The sequence below is a fragment of the Chryseobacterium sp. UNC8MFCol genome (assembly GCF_000482305.1).
Taxonomy (GTDB): domain Bacteria; phylum Bacteroidota; class Bacteroidia; order Flavobacteriales; family Weeksellaceae; genus Chryseobacterium; species Chryseobacterium indologenes.
Map to the genome: position 1 here is coordinate 57,176 of NZ_AXUZ01000019.1, position 20,480 is coordinate 77,655.

The window sequence follows — 20,480 nt, forward strand, 5'->3', positions numbered from 1 at the left end:
ATAAAACTTTACCTATTCTCACAAGATGATTATTTTGACGTTAACCTTTCATTAACCCGAGGACCGGGATTTCGACTGAGACCGGAAAAAGCCGTTAACCTGCCATTAACCGTCTGTTAACCGAAATTCTCCTGCCCAATCCGGAATTTTGTACACCAGAACAACACATATGATTGTTCAGAATTATAAAAAAAACAGATATGTATAAAATTCTTCTTTTGCTATGTCTTCCTGTAATGCTGTTGGCTCAAAAGCAAAAACTGGCGGGAACGGTAATGAACAACGACAGCGAAAAACTTCAGGCTGTACAGATTGAATTATATGATTCTAAAAATCAACTGATCGCTGAGATTAAAACGGATGCCGATGGAAACTTCACATGGGAGGGCATTTCTGAAACTGACGTAAAAATTGTTGTAAAGAATAAAGGGTATTCTCTGTTTGAAAAAAAACTTGATCTGGAAAAGGCTAAAGCTCTACAAATTATTCTTAGCAAAGAATCAAACCAAATAGGAGAGGTCATTATGACCAAAAGGAAACCTGTGGTGAAACGGAAAGTAGACCGTCTGGAGTTTAATGTCGAAAATAGTAACATTTCATCTTTGAATGCCTGGGAAATTCTTAAAAATACACCCGGAGTAACCACTAATAATAATGTGCTAAGAATAAAGGGAAGTACCGGTATTCTGGTAACCATCAATGACAAAAAAGTTATGCTGTCCGGGGATGAGCTGAAAAATCTTCTCGAAAATACCCAGGGAGATGAGGTGAAGTCTGTAGAGGTCATTACCAATCCACCGGCAAAATATGAAGCATCGGGTAGTGCTGTACTCAACATCGTCATGAAAAAAAATAAGATTGAAGGGTATAGAGGAATTCTTACCTCCAAATATATTCAGACACAATATGCCAAAGCGGTTTTCGGACTTTCACAATATTACAAAAAAGATAAACTTTCGGTGATGGCAAGCTATTACAGAGGTTTGGGAACCTATTATCGCGAAGGAACAGACCACGTCAATTATCCGGAAAGCCAGACAAGATGGATAAGTACCATGAACAGGAAGGATAAAAACACTAACCAGAATACCCTGAATTTTAATGTCGAATACGAGCTGGATAGTCTGACCAACTTGAGTCTTAACTATTCAGGGTTTTTCTATCCGAAGTCCTACGGAACCTATCTTGTGCCTACACTGATTTATAATAGTCAGGATGTAGCGGAATCCAATTATACGACGGTCAATGACCACCGCAACCGTGTTACGAATAATGCTCTGAGCTTTCAGTTGGAAAGAAAACTGAATACAAAGAGTAAATTATCCTGGATAAACTATTTTGCCGGAAACAATTCGGATAAATTCCAGCGTGTGAATACGTATCTCAACTTTGCCGGACAGCCTCCGAGAGAAGAAAATTTTCAGACGCAAAATAATTCGGATGTTCAGTTGTATTCTTCACAGTTAGATTATCAATGGAAAAATGACAGGCTGGAATTTGAATCGGGAGCAAAATACAGCTTTGTAAAGACCAGAAGTACACTTGATTTTTCTGATAATGAAAACGGACTTTTACAGTATAGACCTGAAAAGAGCAGTGTTTTTAATTATAAAGAACATAATTTTGGCCTCTATTCTTCACTCTCATATACTCTGGGAAAATGGAGTTTCAAAGGTGGGCTTCGTGCTGAAATGACCAACCTGGAAGGAATCGTTTCCGAGCCTTATGAGCTGAATGAAAATAAATACTGGAAGTTTTTTCCCACTTTTTATGCACAATACACGACAGATGATAAACATGAGTTTGGCTTCTCTTACGGGAAAAGGATTACCAGACCTTTCTATTCATGGTTGAATCCTGCCAAATCTTATTATAACCTGTTTTCCTACTATCAGGGAGATCCGGAATTAAAAGCCACCATTACCCATAATCTGAATTTTACTTATTCATGGAAGGAATGGAATGTAGATTTGTATTACCGGAAAGAAATCTATCCGTCAATGGAAATCTCATATCAGGAGCCAAGTACCCATCACCTTATTTATTATTTTACCAATATTGAGAATGGCGAGGCTTTTGGGCTGAGCTTATATAAAAGTTTTCAGGTGAAACCCTGGTGGAATATCATGGTGTCTGAAAATCTTGAGCATAATGAAAACAATTTCAAGGGAACCGACGGGGCGCTTTACAAAAACAAGGTCTGGAATCTGGATTCCAATATTTCTGCCAGCTTTACCCTGGATAAAAGCAGTGACTGGAAAATGGAAGTAGGACACCGCTACAATTCCCCGGGCATTCAGGGAACTTTCAGGATCTCGGGTGTATGGTCAGCCTATTTTGTGATGAATAGAAAGTTTTTTAATAAAAAACTCGAAGCAAGCTTATTTTTTAACGATATATTCAGAACTACAGGAAAAAAAGTAAGTACAAAATATGCCAATCAGGATAATTATTATCTGGATTACGGCGATGCGCAGGGTTTTACATTTTCTCTGAAATACAATTTTGGAAATCAGTCCGTGAAAGATGCTAAAATGATAAAAAAGACAAGTGAGCAAGATCGTTTGTAGTATATTTTTAATCTAAAGCGAAAAATTGAAAAATATTATGTTAAAGAAGTAGTCGCGCTGTGTTACATTTTCGCTATTTTTGATACTTATCTCTAAAAAAGATCGTTATGAAGAGAATTTTTTCCGGAGTGCTGGTGGCGGTTTCATTATTGCAGTTGCCGGCTCAGGAGCTGTATATGCCCAGAAATATCAAAAAAGCTTACGAAAAAGGAACACGTGATATTTCCGGAGCGCCTGGTAAAAACTACTGGCAGAATAAAGGAGTGTATAATGTAGAAGTAAAGGTGGATGCCACAACCAAAACGGTTTCCGGAAAGGAGACTATAATGTATACGAATAATAGTCCTGATCATCTTAATGATTTAGCCATAAGGTTCGTCAATAATCTTCACAAACCGGAATCACCAAGATCAGGATCAGTCTCAAAGGATTTTTTGTCTTCAGGGCTTAAGATTAAATCATTTATTGTTAACAATGAAAAATATGATATCAATAGTGACGACTGGGGAACTGTTGAAAAAGTGAAATTGAAATCTGCTTTACAATCAAAATCAAAGTCAGAGATCAAAATAGAATGGGAATATCCCCTGTCAATACAGAGTGGGAGAGAAGGGCAGATTGATCCGGAAACGTTTTATGTAGCATATTCTTTCCCAAGAATTTCGGTGTATGATGACTACAACGGATGGGATATGCTTCCGCATTCAGACAGACAGGAGTTTTATAATGATTTTAATGACTATAGTTTTCAGATCTCTGCTCCGAAAAATTATGTTGTCTGGGCAACCGGCGATTTCCTGAATCCTGAAGCTGTTCTTCAACCGGAGTATCTGAAAAGATATAAGGCCTCTTTGAAAAGTGATCAGGTGATGCATATTGCTTCGGAACAGGAGATGAAATCCGGAAAAGTGACCAAACAGAACAAATGGAATGTATGGAAGTTTAAAGCGAATCATATTACAGATTTTTGTTTCGCATTGAGTAATCATTATGTATGGGACGCAGCAAGTGTTCAGCTAAAAACGAAAAGAGCAAGCGTTCAGGCAGGTTACAAAGCCGGGGCAAAAGATTTTGAACAATATGTTGGCTGGATGCGCTATAATCTTGATTGGTTTTCCAAAAACTGGCCGGGAGTAGAGTATCCGTACAATGTGATGACGGCTATTCAGGGATATGCAGATATGGAATACCCGATGATGATTAATGATACCAGTATCCCTGACGACCTTAAAGACGCCAGACTTACTGCAGATCACGAGATTGCCCATACCTATTTTCCTTTCTACATGGGAATCAATGAAACAAGATATGCCTATATGGATGAAGGCTGGGCCACAACCCTTGAGTATCTTATCGGAATCGATGAGAACGGTGAAAAAGCAGCCAAAGATTTTTATAAAAACTTCAGGGTTAAAAAGTGGATTACCGATGCTTCTGCTGAGCAGGACCAGCCCGTAATCACGATGAGCACGCAGGTGAGCGGTCCCGGATACGGAAATAATTCATACGTAAAAGCCTCCTTATCCTATCTGGCTCTGAAAGATTATCTGGGAGATGAGGCTTTTAAAAAAGCGTTACACCACTATATGGATAACTGGAATGGAAAACATCCGGTTCCATGGGATTATTTCAATTCGATGAATGCAGGTTCCGGGAAAAATCTGAAGTGGTTTTTCCAAAATTGGTTTTATACCAATAATTATATAGACCTGAAAGTGTCACAGGTATCCCAAATGAACGATTTGCTTACCGTGAATGTTGCCAATATCGGAGGTTTTGCCATTCCGTTTGATGCGGTATTGTCTTATGAAGACGGTACCACGGAAAAGTTGCATTTTTCACCTTCGGTTTGGGAAAAGGACCAAAAGCTCACAGATCTTGTGATTCCTATCAAGAAAAAAGTGAAATCAGTACAATTGGACGGCGATATTTTCATGGATTATACTCCTGAGGATAATACCAAAACATTATAAAATATAAAGCCTTCAGTTCATCTGAAGGTTTTTTTTATTTAAAAATAAGCGGTAAGTCTTAATCCAAGGGTGAAATAATTGATTTTCTCTTTGGCAGTCATATTATTTAACTGATCGTTCAGGTCATCACTAGACTCAATGGTATCACTGAAATAATACCGTATAGAAGATTTGATCTCATTGTAATCAGAATATAAAGTGACTCCCAATCCCGGATTGAATTTATAGCTTAAGGAAGCTCCGGTATTCCAGCGGAAAGCAGGCTTGGGTTTGTATCTTGCAATTTCAAGCTCATGAGTAGGAGTGTCTATATTATCACTCTTTATAAAAACTTTACCACTTGAGGTGGCAGAATAGCCGGCAGTTGCTTTTAAGGTAAGCTGCCATTTATCCGAAAATTCATGAGAGTAGTAAGGGCCTGCGCCGGCACCAAGAAAACCTAATGACTGAGTAATGATGCTGTAATCTCCAAAATCTTCTCCGTCATCTAAAGTAGCTTTTAATGGTTTGATCGGGAAGCTGCTGAAACTGATGTCTCCACCTATACCCCATTTTTTTGAAAAGAAATATGCCCCTTCTAATCCACCTTCAAAACCGATCTGTTTTTTATCATCCAGATCAGATTCTTTCAGGAAGTTGGTTGTAGCAAGGGCTGATCCCAGTTTAATAGACAGGAAGGAAGGATAGTCATTCCCCTGTATCCTTGATAAAAGACTTAGATTGTCTCCTTTGTTCTTATATATTTTATCGATAAAAAAATAGCCTAATTCCGTAGATAAGATTCCGATTCCGGCACCTGCCAGAACATCAGGAATCCAATGCCTGTTATTCAGGTTACGGCCAAGTCCGGTAAGGGCAGCACTTCCGTATCCTGCGATGCTGTATCCAGGGTTTACCATACCATATTCTTTGTGTAAAAAGCTTGCATTAGTAAACGCCATTGCGGTATGACCTGATGGAAATGAATTATTTTTAGAACCGTCAGGACGCTCAACTTTTGCCGTGTATTTGATGGAATTGACTAAAATCCCCATGATAGCTAAACTGGTTACATAAGAAAGCGTTGCTCTTCCCAGGTTATTCCGGCCTTTTACACCGGCTAATTTTAATCCGTAAACAGCTGCTGCAGGAGCGTATTGAAGATAGTCATCATATTTTGCCTTAAAAGTAGGAAGGTAACGATTGCGGACTTCCCGAATATTTTCTTTCTCTCCCCAGGTCGCTGCTGCTGCAGTAAAAAGAATAGCAGGGGCTACAGATTTTTTTACCCATTCTTTCTTGAAAAAAGGAGTTTTAATCTGCTGGGTACTATCTGCGCTTATGAGAGCAAGGTCTTTCTGAAGATTTCTGGATTGTACGGTATCTTGTGCCTGATAGCAACATAGGTTCAATAATAGGCCTGTTGCTATTACTATTTTTTTCATCGTTAGGGTCCCTGATTTTTAACGACGCAAAATTATAAAAAAAATCTATCTCAGTACTAGAGATAGACTTTTTTTAGTGAAATAAGTGATTTTTTTTAATAATATTAACAAATCTGTAGATTGTGATACAGTATTAATAAAGTCTTAAACCGGATCTGGGACCGGAAGCAGAAACTACGGCCTGCATTCTTTGTTTTTGGTTGGCTGTAAACATGTGCATTACTTTATCGTCTACATAATCCATATAATTCATGAAGATTTGTGAACGGCTTACCCCGCCACAGACTCTGTTTAAAGGATAGGTCGGAACACCGAAGTTCGGGCCAGGGGAAGCAGGAGTGTCATTGGAGTAATCTGTCTGACAACCTGTATTACTGGATCCCCAAAGATGTGGAAGATTTAAGTAATGCCCAACCTCGTGTGTGGTTGTTCTTCCCAGGTTATAAGGAGCAGCTGTTCCTGAGCCGGTTCCTATATATGGGGCTCCGATAACGACTCCGTCCAAAGAAGCAGTGATGGTTCCCGGATAATAAGCATATCCAAGAGTTCCGTCAGTCATGTTATTAACAATCCATATATTCAGGTAGTTGTCAGGAGAAGTAGCTGCAATTCCCGTAGTAGCAGATTTCATTTTATTCTCATCCGGATTCCAGATAGTGGTGCTGCTTTGCTTTCTGACAGTTTTTGCCAATCTGAATCTTATCTTGGTATCTCCTGCTTTTACAGGTACAAATTCAGCGGGTGTATTGTTGATGTCTGAATTGGTTGCTCCAAAATCCCTATTCAAAACATCAATCTGTGACTGTAGACGCGCATCGGATACATTTTCACTGCTCGTGTTGTATACCACGTTGAATACCACCGGAATTTCTACGGTGCCGTCTGCTAAAACTTTACCTACCTTAATATCGCTAAGACGTTTTTCGGTGTACTGTTCTATGGCCTCTACCCTGGCTCTTGCACTTGGATCTTTTAGTAAAATTTCTTCCCTCATAGCATCTGAAGGGCATACTCTTTTACCTGCTACCTGTGTTGTAGGAGCTTCTGCTGCTGTTGGATCATTTACAGAATTCGTGTCGTTGTTACAAGAGCTAAGGAATATAATCCCTGCTCCTAAGAGAACTCTTTTCATAAATATTATTTTTTTGGTTGGGATTGTGAAATTAATTCAAATTAATGTGATGTGCAAATAATTTTATATTTTATTTAATAATTATCATTTATTTCGCTTCAATACTGATATTATCGTAAGTTATTTAAGTTTAAAGTGTTTTTTATTCATTTTATAAATTTGTATTTATATCTTTTATTTAAAAGTATATTTTTAGAGTAAAAAATATTATAAAATATAAAATTCAAAGAAAATTTTGTATTAATAAATATCTTCTTATGCAGATAAAGTTTATGTTGATCATGATAAATCTACTGTCTGAGCAAATAAAAAATCCTCCCCATAAGACAGGAAGGATTTACAGAAAATAAAATAAAATATTTTTAGTAGACTCTCAGCCCCGCTCTTGATCCGGAAGCTGAAACTACAGATTGCATTCTTGTCTTCTGCCCTGCAGAAAACATAAACATTGCTGCATCGTTTACATAATCCATATAATTCATAAACATTACAGATCTGTTTTTACCACTGCAACGATTGTATAACGGATAAGTAGGCGTATCATAATTTTCAGAAGTTTGTGTTGGTGTATCAGCTACAAGATCATCTCCACATTTGGCATCTCCCCAGATATGCCTTAAATTCAGATAATGTCCTACTTCGTGAGTGGCAGTTCTTCCAAGGTTAAAATTGGCTGCTGCTCCTGTCTTACCAAAATATGGAGCCGGAATAACAACCCCGTCATTCCATAATCCTGCAGATTCCGGGAAGGTAGCGTAGCCCAGAATGGTTCGGCCATCACTGCTTACAACTTTTCCGACAATCCATATATTTAAATAATTGGAAGGGCTTGTGGCATCTATTCCTCCGTTAGCAGATTTTTTCATAGTATCTTTTACCCAGCTCGTTTGAGTGGTTGCTTTACGAACTGTATTCGCTAATCTGAATTTGATTTTAACGTCTCCCGCCTTTACCGACTGAAATTCTGCCGGTATGTTGGTAACATCAGTATTTGTTCCGCTGTAGTCAGCATTTAATACATCAATCTGCTCAGCGATTCTGGCATCAGATAGATTTTCTGCGGCATTGCTGTATAATATATTGACTACCACCGGAATTTCGACACTTCCGTCTGTCAGAACTTTTCCAAGTTCGGCATTTTTTGCAAATCTTTCTGTATTGGCTTCCAATTCTGCATATCGTTGTCTCAGTTCAGGGCTTTTTTGTAAAGCCTCTTGCCTGATTTCTTCTGAAAGACAACTTCTTTGCAGAGCAGTGGTAGGGGAAGAAGCAGCTGGGTTTGCTGAAGTTTCATTTTGATTGGACATGTTGTCATTGGTACACGCGGACATCATGCCTAGAGCGATAGCTCCAAATAGTAATTTTTTCATATCCTTTTTTGTTAAGGATGTGAAATTATATCATTTTAAATTAATATGCAAATAAATCGATTAATTGTTTAATTATTTACTATGTTAAGCCTGTTTTGTTAAATATTATTTATTGATTAGTGGCTTTACTTGTATTTTAGTTAAAAATTAGAATTTGATTATTTTTATTTTGTATTATTTTTATTTTGTAAAATTATTTTTACTTTTTAATGTGTTATAGTGTAATTCGTTAGTCTTCATATCATTATTAAAGGTCCAGATTTGTCAGTATGAATATTCCTGTACGGATTTTCAGCATAAGGAAATCCACCCGGATAATGGATGGATTTACCTGTTTTTACTTTTGATCTTATCAAAACGTACATAATGACAGGTTATCAGAATATCCAAATAATTCATAACATAAAAGATCTCTTTACATTATTAAAAATTGTACTGTAGATATGTTGGGTTAGCCTGCAAAACCGTTTTTAATGGCGAAAACAGCTAGTCCTACACGGGTTTTTAATTCCAGTTTTTCACACAGCTGATCACGGTAGCTTTCTACAGTTCTGGGACTACAACACATTTTGTCTGCAATTTCTTTATAACTAAGCTCGGTAACAGTGTATTTGAGGAATTCTTTTTCCCGTTCAGAAATTCTTATCGTAGTTTCTGTTTGTTTATCTTTATTAAGGTTGGAAAATATAATTTTTGAAGCCCATTCAGGATAAAAGAATCCATCCGTATTGAGCCTTGTAAGTGCTGTTTCCAGGTCTTTTGGATGGGTGTTTTTTAACAAATATCCTTTGGCTCCGCTTCTGATCATTTTGATGACACTGTTATCATCTCCCTGCATGCTAAGTGCCATGATTTTGATGTCAGGATGATTTTTTGTCAGCCATACAGCCGTTTCGAAACCATCCATAATAGGCATGCTGATATCTAAAAGTATAATGTCCGGGATGGGGTTACCATCTCCGAGTTTCTGGATAAGGTCCTTTCCGTTTTCGCAGACATAGATTACCTCAAATTCGTTAAAATTACCAATAATGCCTTCCAGTGCTTTTGCGATAAGTATATGGTCGTCAACAATGACAATTGATTTTTTCATGATTGTTTTTTTAAGGTAATATTAATGCGGGTTCCGATATTTTTTTCACTTTCAAGACGGAATTCTGCTCCTATAATCTCGGCTCTGTTTTTCATGTTTGTTAAACCTATTCCGTTGGATTCGGTTTGGGATTTGTCAAACCCTATTCCGTCATCACGTATTATAAGTTCCCATAGAATGTCCTCGGACGTATTCAGAGTAATGAAAATATTTTTGCAATAAGCATGTTTTATACTATTCTGAATAAATTCCTGTGTAATTCTAAGAAGTACGTTTTTATGGACAAAACCCAGGTCGAATTGGTTGGCGTTGTGTTCAAAGCTTACCACACATTTTTTAAATGTATTGGTATTATCAACTTCTTCCTGAATCAAAGTTACAATTTCCTTTTGGTTGATATTATCATCCGTCAGTGTTTTTGAAAGGCTCCTGAGATCCTGTAATGACTGGTTGATAATTTGTGAAACCTGGTCTATCCTTTCGCTGGCCTCCGGAGCTTTATTCTCATAAAGCATTTGTTGAACATAAAGACTTACGAGAGTAAGTTTCTGACCGATATTGTCATGAAGTTCGCGGCCAATCTGCTGCATCGTGGCCTGCTGGATTTCGAGTTGAGTCGAAAGAAGTTCTCTTTGATGAAGTTCATTTTTCATCTCAATTTCATTCAGATATTCTTTTTTTCGCTGCCTGTAATTCCGGATATAGATAAATACGGCGATTACAAACATCAAGAAAAAGATGTTGAACGAAATAATGGTGATTAAGAGCTCTGTTTTCCCCATATGAATGAACTTGCAAATAAAATATACATAACTGCTCCTGAAACCTGGAAGTATATAAAATAAATATCCCAGATTTCTATATACTTCCATAGAAGCGAATTAAAGGTCATAAATGGCTGGTTGGCAATATAAAAAAGTGTTACCCCCAAGTTAATATAAAACATTTTGTTTTTGCTGAAATTAAGAATTTCAGATGAATTGACCTGTTTATAATATTCCATAATAACAAGTGCCATTAAGAGCAGGCAACCTATATTGTAATTGAAAGAAAATATTGTCTTCTTTTCCGGAAAAAAGAGTGCTCTGAGTACATATGTTAACACATATATGCCCGTCAAGATATAGAACAGTTTTGCTTTCTTTAAGGATTCTTTTGCATAAAGCCAATAAAAAAATATGAACTGAAGTGGAATCACAAAATAGTTGTAGAAATTTATTCTGTCTATTTTGAGCGGCTTTTCTCCCCACTTTACAGCTGATTCACATAGAAAAATAATAATAAGGTAGATCGCCAAGTATTTCCAGGGTTGTTTTTTTACACGGTTATAATAAATAAGGGAGATTAAAGCAGCAAAGGCCTCTCCCCAATACATAAATGACGAAAAAATTTTTTGAATTTCAGTCATACTGTGTTTAAGAATATGAAGGGTAATTAATATGATGTACCCACCAGAGGTGATGGAGGTATCAATGTTCCACTGTTTTCACCAATCGTAATGTCTACAAGCTGATTTTGACTATTGGTATTTAATGCTAAAGCTATAGAATCATTATCGCCATCGCTTAGAGAACTGAAATCATAATCAAGAAGTTCTCCGTCTTCATTTTCTTTTTTTAAAGTAGGGATCAATACAAGTGTATGTTTTTCAGCATATTGTTCAGGTACGGGATGAGAGCTCATAATGTCCCAGTTTTCAGCCTTTGGATAAGCGGCATAATAAAATCTTACACCAAGATCTTCATCTGTGCAATCAGGTTTTGTTTTACGAGCTTCATTTTCAATCATTGTAATGAAATTTTTTAACTTGGGAAGATCAAACCAGATAGAGTGGGCGTCGTTTATTTCCAGTCTATCGTTAATAGCGCCTAAATGATTTGACGATAATTGTCAATTAAAGCTTTAATCAGGCTGTGGGACATTGTGCCTGGTTGTAACGGATCTTTGTTAAATTCTGTATTCATAACTTAATTATTTATAAGGAAAGTATTTCTTCAATACGCAAATTTCGTAAAAAATTATATCATAAAGTATAATAATAAATAGGGAATTATACTATTAATTTTACCGTGTTTTTACGGATTGCCAATCATAATATTACAAAAAGACGAAAGTAAATAATTCTATAAAAAATAAAAAACGGAGAAAAATCTCCGTTTACTTTTAGATGCACATGTATTTTCTGGGGTCTCTGCAGATATCGCCCGTTGAGCAACATAATCCCCGAGGACACATCATATTGATATCACAACTGATAATCTGGGTTGCGCCCCCTTCGATTTTCTTTAAATCGTTTCTTTTTAACTTTTTCATGTTGATTTTGTTTTAGTTATTAATTTGTTCGGTATGATAAAGATACTCATATTTCACCATTTATAGACAAAATAGGTAAAAATAAGTGCTGTAGGTTTCTCTACAGCACTTACTTACAAAAATTAATGTATATGAAAAAAAACTATTTTATTTTTCGGTAGGTCTGAAAACCAAACCTGTTTCTACGAAGTAATCCAATGTGATTCTGTCTCCGTCTTTTACATTTCCGGCAAGGATCTCTTTAGAAAGTTTGTTCAGGACTTCCTGCTGGATTACTCTTTTTAAAGGTCTTGCTCCGAAAGCCGGATCATATCCTTTGTCCATCAGATAATCTACAGCATCCTGGGTGAAGGTCATGATAATATTTCGTTTAGCCAATAGATCATTGAATCCTCTCAACTGATACTGAACGATTTTTCCGATTTCTTTTTTTCTTAAAGGCTGGAACAGCACAATCTCATCAATTCTGTTCAGGAATTCCGGGCGTAAGGTCTGTTTCAATAAATCGAATACTTCTTCTTTGGTTTTATCCACAATCTCATCCTGGTTTTCCTCGGTTAAGTTTTCAAAATTCTCTTGGATCAGATGTGAACCTAAATTAGAGGTCATGATGATGATTGAATTTTTAAAATTCACGACACGTCCTTTATTATCGGTCAGACGACCGTCATCCAGCACCTGTAAAAGGGTGTTGAAAACATCAGGATGTGCCTTTTCAATCTCATCAAGAAGCACAACAGAATAAGGTCTTCTTCTTACGGCTTCAGTCAATTGTCCACCTTCATCATATCCTACATATCCCGGAGGCGCTCCGACCAATCTGGAAACACTATGACGCTCTTGGTACTCACTCATATCAATTCTGGTCATATTGTTTTCATCATCGAATAAAAATTCAGCCAGTGCTTTTGCCAGTTCGGTTTTACCCACACCGGTTGTTCCGAGGAACAGGAATGATCCGATAGGTTTCTTATCATCACTCAGCCCGGCTCTGTTTCTTCTGATTGCATCTGCTACTGCCTGGATGGCTTCGTCCTGTCCTACGACTCTGTGGTGAAGCTCAGCCTCTAAATTCAATAATTTATCTCTTTCAGACTGTAATAGTTTTGTAACCGGAATACCTGTCCATTTTGCGATGACTTCAGAAATGTTTTCTGCTGTAACTTCCTCCTTGATCAGTTCATTCTGATGGTTTTGCATTTCAAGCTCCACTTTGGCAAGCTCATCCTCTTTTTCACGCAGTTTCCCATACTGAATTTCTGCAACTTTGGCATAATCTCCTGCTCTGGAAGCTCTTTCTGCTTCATGTTTTAAGGATTCAATCTCTTTTTTTATCTGAGTTAAATCTTCACTTTTCTGTTTTTCTTTCAGCCATTTTGCATTGATCTCATTTCTCTGTTCAGAAATTTTAGCGATATCTTCTTTTAAATGGTCGATTTTAGTCTGGTTACCTTCTCTTGAAATAGCGGCCAATTCAATTTCCAGCTGCATCAACCTTCTGTCTAAAACATCCAGCTCTTCCGGTTTTGAATTGATTTCCATTCTTAATTTTGCGGAAGCCTCATCGATCAGGTCAATCGCTTTATCTGGTAAAAAGCGGTCTGAAATATATCTTTGAGACATTTCCACTGCTGCAATGATCGCCTCATCTTTGATTCTTACTTTGTGGTGGGCTTCATATTTATCTTTGATCCCACGAAGGATCGAAATAGCAGATTCTGTATCGGGCTCTTCCACCATCACTTTCTGGAAACGTCTTTCTAATGCTTTATCTTTTTCGAAATACTTTTGGTACTCGTTCAGGGTAGTAGCTCCGATAGCTCTTAATTCGCCTCTGGCTAAAGCAGGTTTCAGAATGTTTGCCGCATCCATGGCACCTTCACCGCCTCCGGCTCCTACAAGCGTATGGATCTCATCAATGAAAAGGATAATCTGTCCGTCTGATTTGATCACTTCATTGACAACAGATTTTAAACGCTCTTCAAATTCACCTTTGTATTTTGCTCCGGCGATCAAAGCTCCCATGTCTAGCGAGAATAATGTTTTATCCATGAGGTTTTCGGGAACGTCGCCACTGATAATTCTGTGCGCAATTCCTTCAGCAATTGCCGTTTTACCAACACCCGGTTCTCCGATAAGGATAGGGTTGTTTTTAGTTCTTCGGGAAAGGATCTGGAGAACTCTTCTGATCTCCTCATCACGTCCGATCACAGGGTCCAGTTTTCCTTCAGCTGCTAATTCGTTAAAGTTTTTAGCATATTTATTCAAGGATTGATAAGTCTCTTCCGAACTGGCAGAAGTAGCTTTGCTTCCTTTTCTTAGTTCTTTAATGGCACCTTCCAGCAGGCTTTTTGTAACGCCCATATCCTTGAGCATTTTAGATACTTCTGAGTTTGTTTCTAAAAGGGATAGCCATAAATGCTCAATGGTTACATATTCATCACCCATTTTCTTGGCGATATTGGGAGCATCCAGTAAAACTTTATTGGCTGATTGTGAAAGATAAATATTTCCCCCTTGTACTTTAGGAAGTCTTTCTAAATTTTCACGGTTTCTTTCTCTCACTAAGTTCGCATCTGCTTCAGATTTTTTTAGTAGAAAAGGTGATATATTTTCATCTACCTGAAAAATTCCTTCAAGGAGATGTTGAGGTTCGATACTTTGATTGCCTAATTCCATAGCGACCTGTTGAGCTGCCTGGATGGCTTCTTGTGATTTTACAGTATATTGGTTTAAGTTCATATTTTATATATTTTTGGTAATGATTCGTTTGTAAGTTCAGGTTTAAAATAACATCAAGAAACTAAATTCTGAGGCTCAGTTTCTCAATGCCATCAATTATTTAATCATTTAATCGATGACTGTATCGCAAAAACTGTTCAATTATTAAATTTACAAAAAATATGGACAAAATTTCCGAAATTGGTATATTTAACGTAAAATTAACTTGACAAAATTTCCGATTCTTTAATTTTTTCTCTGAAATCGGTGAACAAATAGTCATACCTGGATGAAATCGTCATCTCAAAAAGCAGAAAAACCTTTTGAAAACAGCTAACTTTTAAAACTTCCTCTCTTTTACCCTCAAAAAAACAGCATTTTAAATCAGAATAACTACTTTTGCATTTTTACAAATGGAACTTAAAGAAAAACAAAGGAAAATATTAGATGTAGCCGTAGAGCTTTTCAAAGAGAAAGGTTATATGGGAAGCTCTGTAAGAGACCTGGCTACAAAGCTTAATATTAAGGCTGCCTCTTTATATGCACACATCCGTTCAAAGGAAGAAATTCTGGAATGGATCTGTTTTGGCATTGCACAGGAGTTTTTCGATCAGCTTCAGGAAGTAAAAAGTACCGATATCAGTCCGAAAGATAAACTGAACCTTTTTCTGGATAAACACCTTTCTGTTGTTCTTAAAAACCGTGATGTGACCCACATCTATTCCAACGAATGGAAACATCTGGAAGAAAGACTTTCTGAGTTTGTAGAGTTGAGAAAAAACTACCAGCAGGAAGTAGAAGCGCTTATTTCAGAGATTTACCAGGCAGAGGGCTGGGAACTGAAATCTCCCTCCTTCACTACACGATTTATTCTTCATACTTTAAATAATTCTTATTTCTGGTTTAAGAGAAGCAGCGATTCTACCGACGAGATTACAGAGGAAATCAGAAACAAGATTCTTTTTGGTTTGTTAGGCAATCGAAATGCATAATATATTCGTTCCGGCAAAAGTATTTCTAATAGCATTAGTCCGGCATATATTCTATTTTTAATTATTTAGAATCATTCAAAATATGACGAAAATCATAAAAATTTTGTCAGGTACCAAAATCTTTTTAAATTTACACCTAACAAATGTTAGTTAGTTTTATGGATTTTTCAGTTGAATATCTGGAGCTGGGTCAGTTGAGACAGCTTCAAACCGACCGGTTGATCAATTTGATCAGCTACCTGGGAGAGAAGTCGGAATTTTATAAAAGGAAATTTGATGAATTGGGTATGTCTCCACAGGATATAAGGTCGATTGAGGATATCACTAAACTTCCGATTACGTACAAACAGGATTTGAGGGACCATTATCCTTTCGGGTTATTTGCTGTTCCTAAAAGTGAACTCCAAAGGATTCACTGCTCAAGCGGAACAACAGGAAAGCCAACAGTAGTAGGATATACCAAAGAAGATGTAGATCTTTTCAGCGAAGTCGTTGCCAGATCTTTGAATGCCGCCGGTGCAAGACCGGGAATGCAATTGCATAATGCATATGGCTATGGAATTTTCACAGGAGGTCTTGGCCTTCATTACGGTGCAGAAAAATTAGGAATGAGTGTTCTTCCTATTTCCGGAGGAATGACTGCCAGACAGGTTGATCTGATTATAGACTTTAGGCCTGAAGTCATCTGCTGCTCTCCATCTTATGCACTGACGATAGCAGATGAATTTGCAAAAAGAGGAATATCTGCTGATGAAATCAGTCTTAAGTATGCCGTATTGGGCTCAGAACCATGGACAGAAATCATAAGAAACCATATTGAAGAAAGACTGGGACTTCATGCCACAAATATTTACGGTTTGAGTGAAATAATAGGCCCCGGAGTTTCTATGGAGGACTTTGAAGAAAAAGGAGGCGCTTACATCTGGGAAGATCATTTTTATCCAGAAATTCTGGACCCTGTCACAAAAGAACCGGTTCCTTTCGGAGAAGAAGGAGTATTGGTCATCACAACATTAACCAAGAAAGCAATGCCGCTTTTACGCTACTGGACAAATGATATTACAAGTCTTTATTATGATGAGAATGCCAAAAGAACAATGGTGAAAATGAGACCTATTGTTGGCAGAGCGGATGATATGCTGATTGTAAGGGGAGTAAATGTGTATCCGAGTCAGATTGAAGATGCTTTTTCACATATAAAAGGCGTGGTTCCCAATTATTATTTGACTCCGATAGAAAAAGAACATATGTGTGTCGCTTTGGATATTGATGTGGAAATTGATGATGAGCTTGTAGATGCTCAAAAAATAAAAGCAAATACCGACGATTATTTTAATTTTGTCGGAAAATTCGGAAAAAACATAGAAAACGAAATCAAGAAAAGAGTAGGGATCACTACAAAAGTGAAAGTCCATGCTCAGGATAGTTTGCCAAAGTGCGAAGGTGGAAAAATTAATAGAATACTAAAAAAATAATGAATTCATTTTATAAACTTAAAACAGTTAAAGTTCAGAAAGATACTCCGGATGCAGTCAGTGTAGCCGTAGAGATTCCTGAAGAACTGAAAGATAAGTTCAGATTCAAACAAGGACAATACCTGAATTTCCGAATGATGATCAACGGAAATGAAGAAAGACGTTCTTACTCAATTTGTAACGCTCCCAGTGAGAAAAGTAACAGACTGGAAGTGTTGGTGAAATTACTGGAAGGCGGAAAGGTATCAGGATATTTCAATGAGCATCTTCATATGGATGAAATGTTAGAAGTAATGCCTCCTATGGGTGGTTTCAATACTTCTTATCATCCTACCAATGTGAAGACGTACATTGGTCTGGCGGCAGGAAGCGGTATTACCCCTGTTTTGTCTAATATTAAAGAAAGCCTTTATCAGGAGCCCGACAGCAATGCTTACCTGTTCTACAGCAACAGAAGTATGAATCATGTTTTGAGAAAAAATGAAATTGATAAACTGGTAGAGCAATTCAACGGTAGACTTAAAGTTGTATACCTTGTAAGCCGCGAGAAACATGAAGATCCTGTTTTTGAAGGAAGGATCTCTCCTGAGAAATTAGATCAGTTGTTTGAAAGGTATACTGATATTGACATCAGAGAAGCCACTTATTTTATTTGCGGGCCTTCAGAAATGATCAAAGGGATTGCGGACTATCTGAAAAAAGATAAGAAAGTACCTGCTATTCAGGTTTTATTTGAATATTTCACGGCTCCTGACGAAGAGAATACGGAGGAAATGAGTGATGAATTCAAGGCTATTGCGAATATTGAAAGTATGGTAACGGTGATTATCGATGATGATGAATATTCGTTCCACCTTAATTCTAAAAAAGAAAGTATCTTAGATAAAGCATTGAAAGACCAGCTTCCCGTTCCTTTTGCATGCAAAGGAGGTGTTTGCTGTACGTGTAAAGCACAGGTTTTGGAAGGAGAAGTTTTCATGGAGAAAAACTATGCGCTTACCGAAGAAGAAGTAGCCAGAGGCTTCGTTCTTACCTGCCAATGTCACCCGACAACGAATGTGGTGATGCTTAATTATGATGTTTAATTTGTAGTAACGATTGAATGTAAATGGTAATCATAACTACATTAATACTTTTTACATTTTACAAAAAAACAAAAAAATGGACCTAGAAAAATTTGTACAATACGTACATGACGAAAATAAAGTAGAACCAAAAGATGTAATGCCTGATGATTACAGAAAGCTGTTGGTTCGTCAGATCTCACAGCATGCCCATTCTGAAATTGTGGGAATGCTGCCCGAGGCCAACTGGATTTCAAGAGCTCCTTCGTTGAGAAGAAAAATGGCGCTTTTGGCAAAAGTTCAGGATGAAGCCGGGCATGGTTTATATCTTTACTCTGCAACAGAAACTTTAGGAGACGGAAGTATCAGGGCAGACAGGGATGCCACCTACGAAGATATGCTGGAAGGAAAAGCAAAATACTCGAGTATATTCAATTATCCGACGTTAAGCTGGGCTGATATCGGAGCTATCGGTTGGTTGGTTGACGGTGCGGCAATTATGAACCAGGTAATGTTAATGGGGAATTCCTATGGACCTTATTCAAGAGCTATGGTGAAGATTTGTAAAGAAGAATCTTTCCACCAAAGACAAGGGTATGAAATTCTGATGGCTCTTTGCCGTGGGACCAAACAACAGAAAGAAATGGCTCAGGCTTCATTAAACCGTTTCTGGTGGCCGGCACTGATGATGTTCGGACCGAATGATGACAGCTCTCCAAACTCTAAAATCTCTATGAATTACAGGGTGAAAAGGGAAAGTAATGACAGTCTTCGCCAGAGGTTTATCGACGTTACCGTTTCTCAGGCAGAATTCCTTGGATTAACTATTCCTGATAAAGACCTGAAATGGAATGAGGAAAGGCAGCATTACGATTTCGGAGAACTTCCCTGGGATGAATTCATGGAAATCTTAAAAGGAAACGGCCCTGCAAATAAAAAACGTATCGAAACGAAGAGAAAAGCTCAGAGAGAAAACTCCTGGGTAAAAGAAGCAGCAATCGCTTACGCAGAAAAACAACAAAAAGAAGTAATATAATAATGTAACAATATACCGATGTAACAATGTAACAATCAATGGTCATTCCGAACAAAGCGAAGATTCCATTGATAAACTGGTACATTGATACATTGTTAAATTAATTTGACTATGGCAAATTTAGATATGTGGGAAGTGTTTATTCAGACTAAACCGGGATTATCTCACAAACATGTTGGAGTTGTACAGGCCCCAACAGCAGAAATGGCTTTACAAAACGCAAGAGACGTTTATACAAGAAGAAAAGAAGGAACTTCGGTTTGGGTAGTTCCAAGCAAATATATCGTGACTTCTGAAGGTGTGGATAAAGAAGCTTTCTTTGATCCGGCTGACGACAAATTATATCGTCACCCGACTTTCTACGAGATTCCAAACGATGTGAAAAATATGTAATTAATCAAGATTGTAAGATATGAGATCTCAGATACTAGACTTTTTTGTCGATCTGAAATCTGAAATCTGAAGTCTGAAATCTACTCAACAATGAACGCACTATATAATTATTTACTGAAATTAGCTGATGACAGCTTCATTATGGGCCAGAGACTATCCGAATGGTGTGGACAGGGACCATATCTTGAGGAAGACATTGCATTAACCAATATTGCTTTGGATGAGCTGGGCCAGGCTAATAACTTTTACGTCTATGCGTCACGGCTTATAGACAATGGTAAAAGTGAAGATGATATTGCCTTCTTAAGATACGAGCATGAATATATCAACGCCCACTGGACAGAGCTTCCCAATGAAGATTATGCACAGACCATCCTTAAAACATACGTCTTTTCTGTCTATCAGAAATTAATGTATGAAGCATTATCAAGCTCTGCGGATGAAGAACTTTCTGCAATTGCACAGAAATCGTTAAAAGAGGTAAGGTATCACTATACCCATACTTCTTCGTGGATGAAAATCTTTGCCCAGGGAACAGAAGAAAGCCGTACACGTTTAGAGAATGCAATTGAAAATATCTGGGAATACACCAAAGGCCTTTTTGCCAAATCAGAAGGTGAGGATGATCTTGTTGTCCTGAATATCGTTCCCAATGTCGATGACTTGTACAAAGAGTTCGTTGCCATAACAGAAAAAGATTTCCAAAGCTTTGGATTAGAATATCCAACGAATCCGTTTATGCAGCCGAAATCCAGAACAGGATATCACACAGAATACTTCGGATATATTCTTTGCGAACTTCAATATATGCAGAGGGCATATCCGGGATGTACCTGGTAAAAAATAATGAGACAATTTGAATATGAGTTAATTTAAAAATGACACCTGCATTTCATTTTTAAGTTTTCGAATGATCCAATTCTC

The 20,480-nt window shown here is 37.4% G+C and carries 16 protein-coding genes; 8 read left to right on the plus strand and 8 right to left on the minus strand.

From position 1 onward, the window contains the following. Positions 1–200: 200 nt before the first annotated feature. Positions 201–2,570, plus strand: a complete 2,370-nt coding sequence (locus tag M030_RS0113340) for an outer membrane beta-barrel family protein (RefSeq protein WP_027373967.1) — start codon at positions 201–203, stop codon at positions 2,568–2,570. 107 nt (positions 2,571–2,677) lie between these two features. After that, the gene (locus tag M030_RS0113345) at positions 2,678–4,543 is read left to right on the plus strand and encodes a M1 family metallopeptidase (protein ID WP_027373968.1); all 1,866 of its coding nucleotides are present in this window, start codon (positions 2,678–2,680) and stop codon (positions 4,541–4,543) included. 38 nt (positions 4,544–4,581) lie between these two features. On the opposite strand, the gene M030_RS0113350 is transcribed toward M030_RS0113345, so the two are convergent. From M030_RS0113350 to clpB, 8 genes are all read right to left on the minus strand, one after another. Next, positions 4,582–5,967, minus strand: a complete 1,386-nt coding sequence (locus M030_RS0113350; RefSeq protein ID WP_027373969.1) for a phosphatase PAP2 family protein — start codon at positions 5,965–5,967, stop codon at positions 4,582–4,584. A 133-nt stretch (positions 5,968–6,100) separates the two neighbouring features. Next, on the minus strand, positions 6,101–7,099 hold the full coding sequence (locus M030_RS0113355) for a zinc metalloprotease (RefSeq protein WP_027373970.1): 999 nt from the start codon (positions 7,097–7,099) through the stop codon (positions 6,101–6,103). 362 nt (positions 7,100–7,461) lie between these two features. Further along, on the minus strand, positions 7,462–8,469 hold the full coding sequence (locus tag M030_RS0113360) for a zinc metalloprotease (protein ID WP_027373971.1): 1,008 nt from the start codon (positions 8,467–8,469) through the stop codon (positions 7,462–7,464). A gap of 451 nt (positions 8,470–8,920) precedes the next feature. Continuing rightward, on the minus strand, positions 8,921–9,562 hold the full coding sequence (locus M030_RS0113370; protein WP_027373972.1) for a response regulator transcription factor: 642 nt from the start codon (positions 9,560–9,562) through the stop codon (positions 8,921–8,923). Further along, positions 9,559–10,434, minus strand: a complete 876-nt coding sequence (locus tag M030_RS0113375) for a sensor histidine kinase (RefSeq protein ID WP_228375235.1) — start codon at positions 10,432–10,434, stop codon at positions 9,559–9,561. Before M030_RS0113375 ends, M030_RS0113370 begins: the two co-directional genes overlap by 4 nt. A gap of 562 nt (positions 10,435–10,996) precedes the next feature. Then, positions 10,997–11,350 (minus strand): hypothetical protein, encoded by a 354-nt coding sequence (locus M030_RS24130; RefSeq protein WP_228375237.1) that lies wholly within the window; start codon positions 11,348–11,350, stop codon positions 10,997–10,999. Between the two features lie 375 nt (positions 11,351–11,725). Beyond that, positions 11,726–11,875 (minus strand): hypothetical protein, encoded by a 150-nt coding sequence (locus tag M030_RS25550; protein WP_155860252.1) that lies wholly within the window; start codon positions 11,873–11,875, stop codon positions 11,726–11,728. Positions 11,876–12,022: 147 nt separating this feature from the next. Beyond that, positions 12,023–14,617, minus strand: a complete 2,595-nt coding sequence (gene clpB / locus M030_RS0113390; protein ID WP_027373975.1) for an ATP-dependent chaperone ClpB — start codon at positions 14,615–14,617, stop codon at positions 12,023–12,025. A 392-nt stretch (positions 14,618–15,009) separates the two neighbouring features. Between clpB and M030_RS0113395 the strand changes: the two genes are divergently transcribed. The 6 genes from M030_RS0113395 to paaC all read left to right on the plus strand — a co-directional run bounded on the left by M030_RS0113395 (position 15,010) and on the right by paaC (position 20,396). After that, complete coding sequence (locus M030_RS0113395) at positions 15,010–15,588, plus strand: TetR/AcrR family transcriptional regulator (RefSeq protein WP_027373976.1); 579 nt, start codon at positions 15,010–15,012, stop codon at positions 15,586–15,588. Between the two features lie 158 nt (positions 15,589–15,746). Continuing rightward, on the plus strand, positions 15,747–17,063 hold the full coding sequence (locus M030_RS0113400; RefSeq protein WP_027373977.1) for a phenylacetate--CoA ligase family protein: 1,317 nt from the start codon (positions 15,747–15,749) through the stop codon (positions 17,061–17,063). Then, positions 17,063–18,148 carry a 2Fe-2S iron-sulfur cluster-binding protein gene (locus M030_RS0113405; protein WP_027373978.1) on the plus strand — a complete coding sequence of 362 codons (1,086 nt, stop codon included), beginning with the start codon at positions 17,063–17,065 and terminating at the stop codon, positions 18,146–18,148. The genes M030_RS0113400 and M030_RS0113405 overlap by 1 nt, the downstream gene beginning before the upstream one ends. A gap of 76 nt (positions 18,149–18,224) precedes the next feature. After that, positions 18,225–19,163 (plus strand): 1,2-phenylacetyl-CoA epoxidase subunit PaaA, encoded by a 939-nt coding sequence (gene paaA, locus M030_RS0113410; protein ID WP_027373979.1) that lies wholly within the window; start codon positions 18,225–18,227, stop codon positions 19,161–19,163. 111 nt (positions 19,164–19,274) lie between these two features. Then, positions 19,275–19,556 carry a 1,2-phenylacetyl-CoA epoxidase subunit PaaB gene (gene paaB, locus M030_RS0113415; RefSeq protein WP_027373980.1) on the plus strand — a complete coding sequence of 94 codons (282 nt, stop codon included), beginning with the start codon at positions 19,275–19,277 and terminating at the stop codon, positions 19,554–19,556. 90 nt (positions 19,557–19,646) lie between these two features. Continuing rightward, positions 19,647–20,396, plus strand: a complete 750-nt coding sequence (paaC, locus tag M030_RS0113420; protein ID WP_027373981.1) for a 1,2-phenylacetyl-CoA epoxidase subunit PaaC — start codon at positions 19,647–19,649, stop codon at positions 20,394–20,396. Positions 20,397–20,480: the final 84 nt, after the last annotated feature.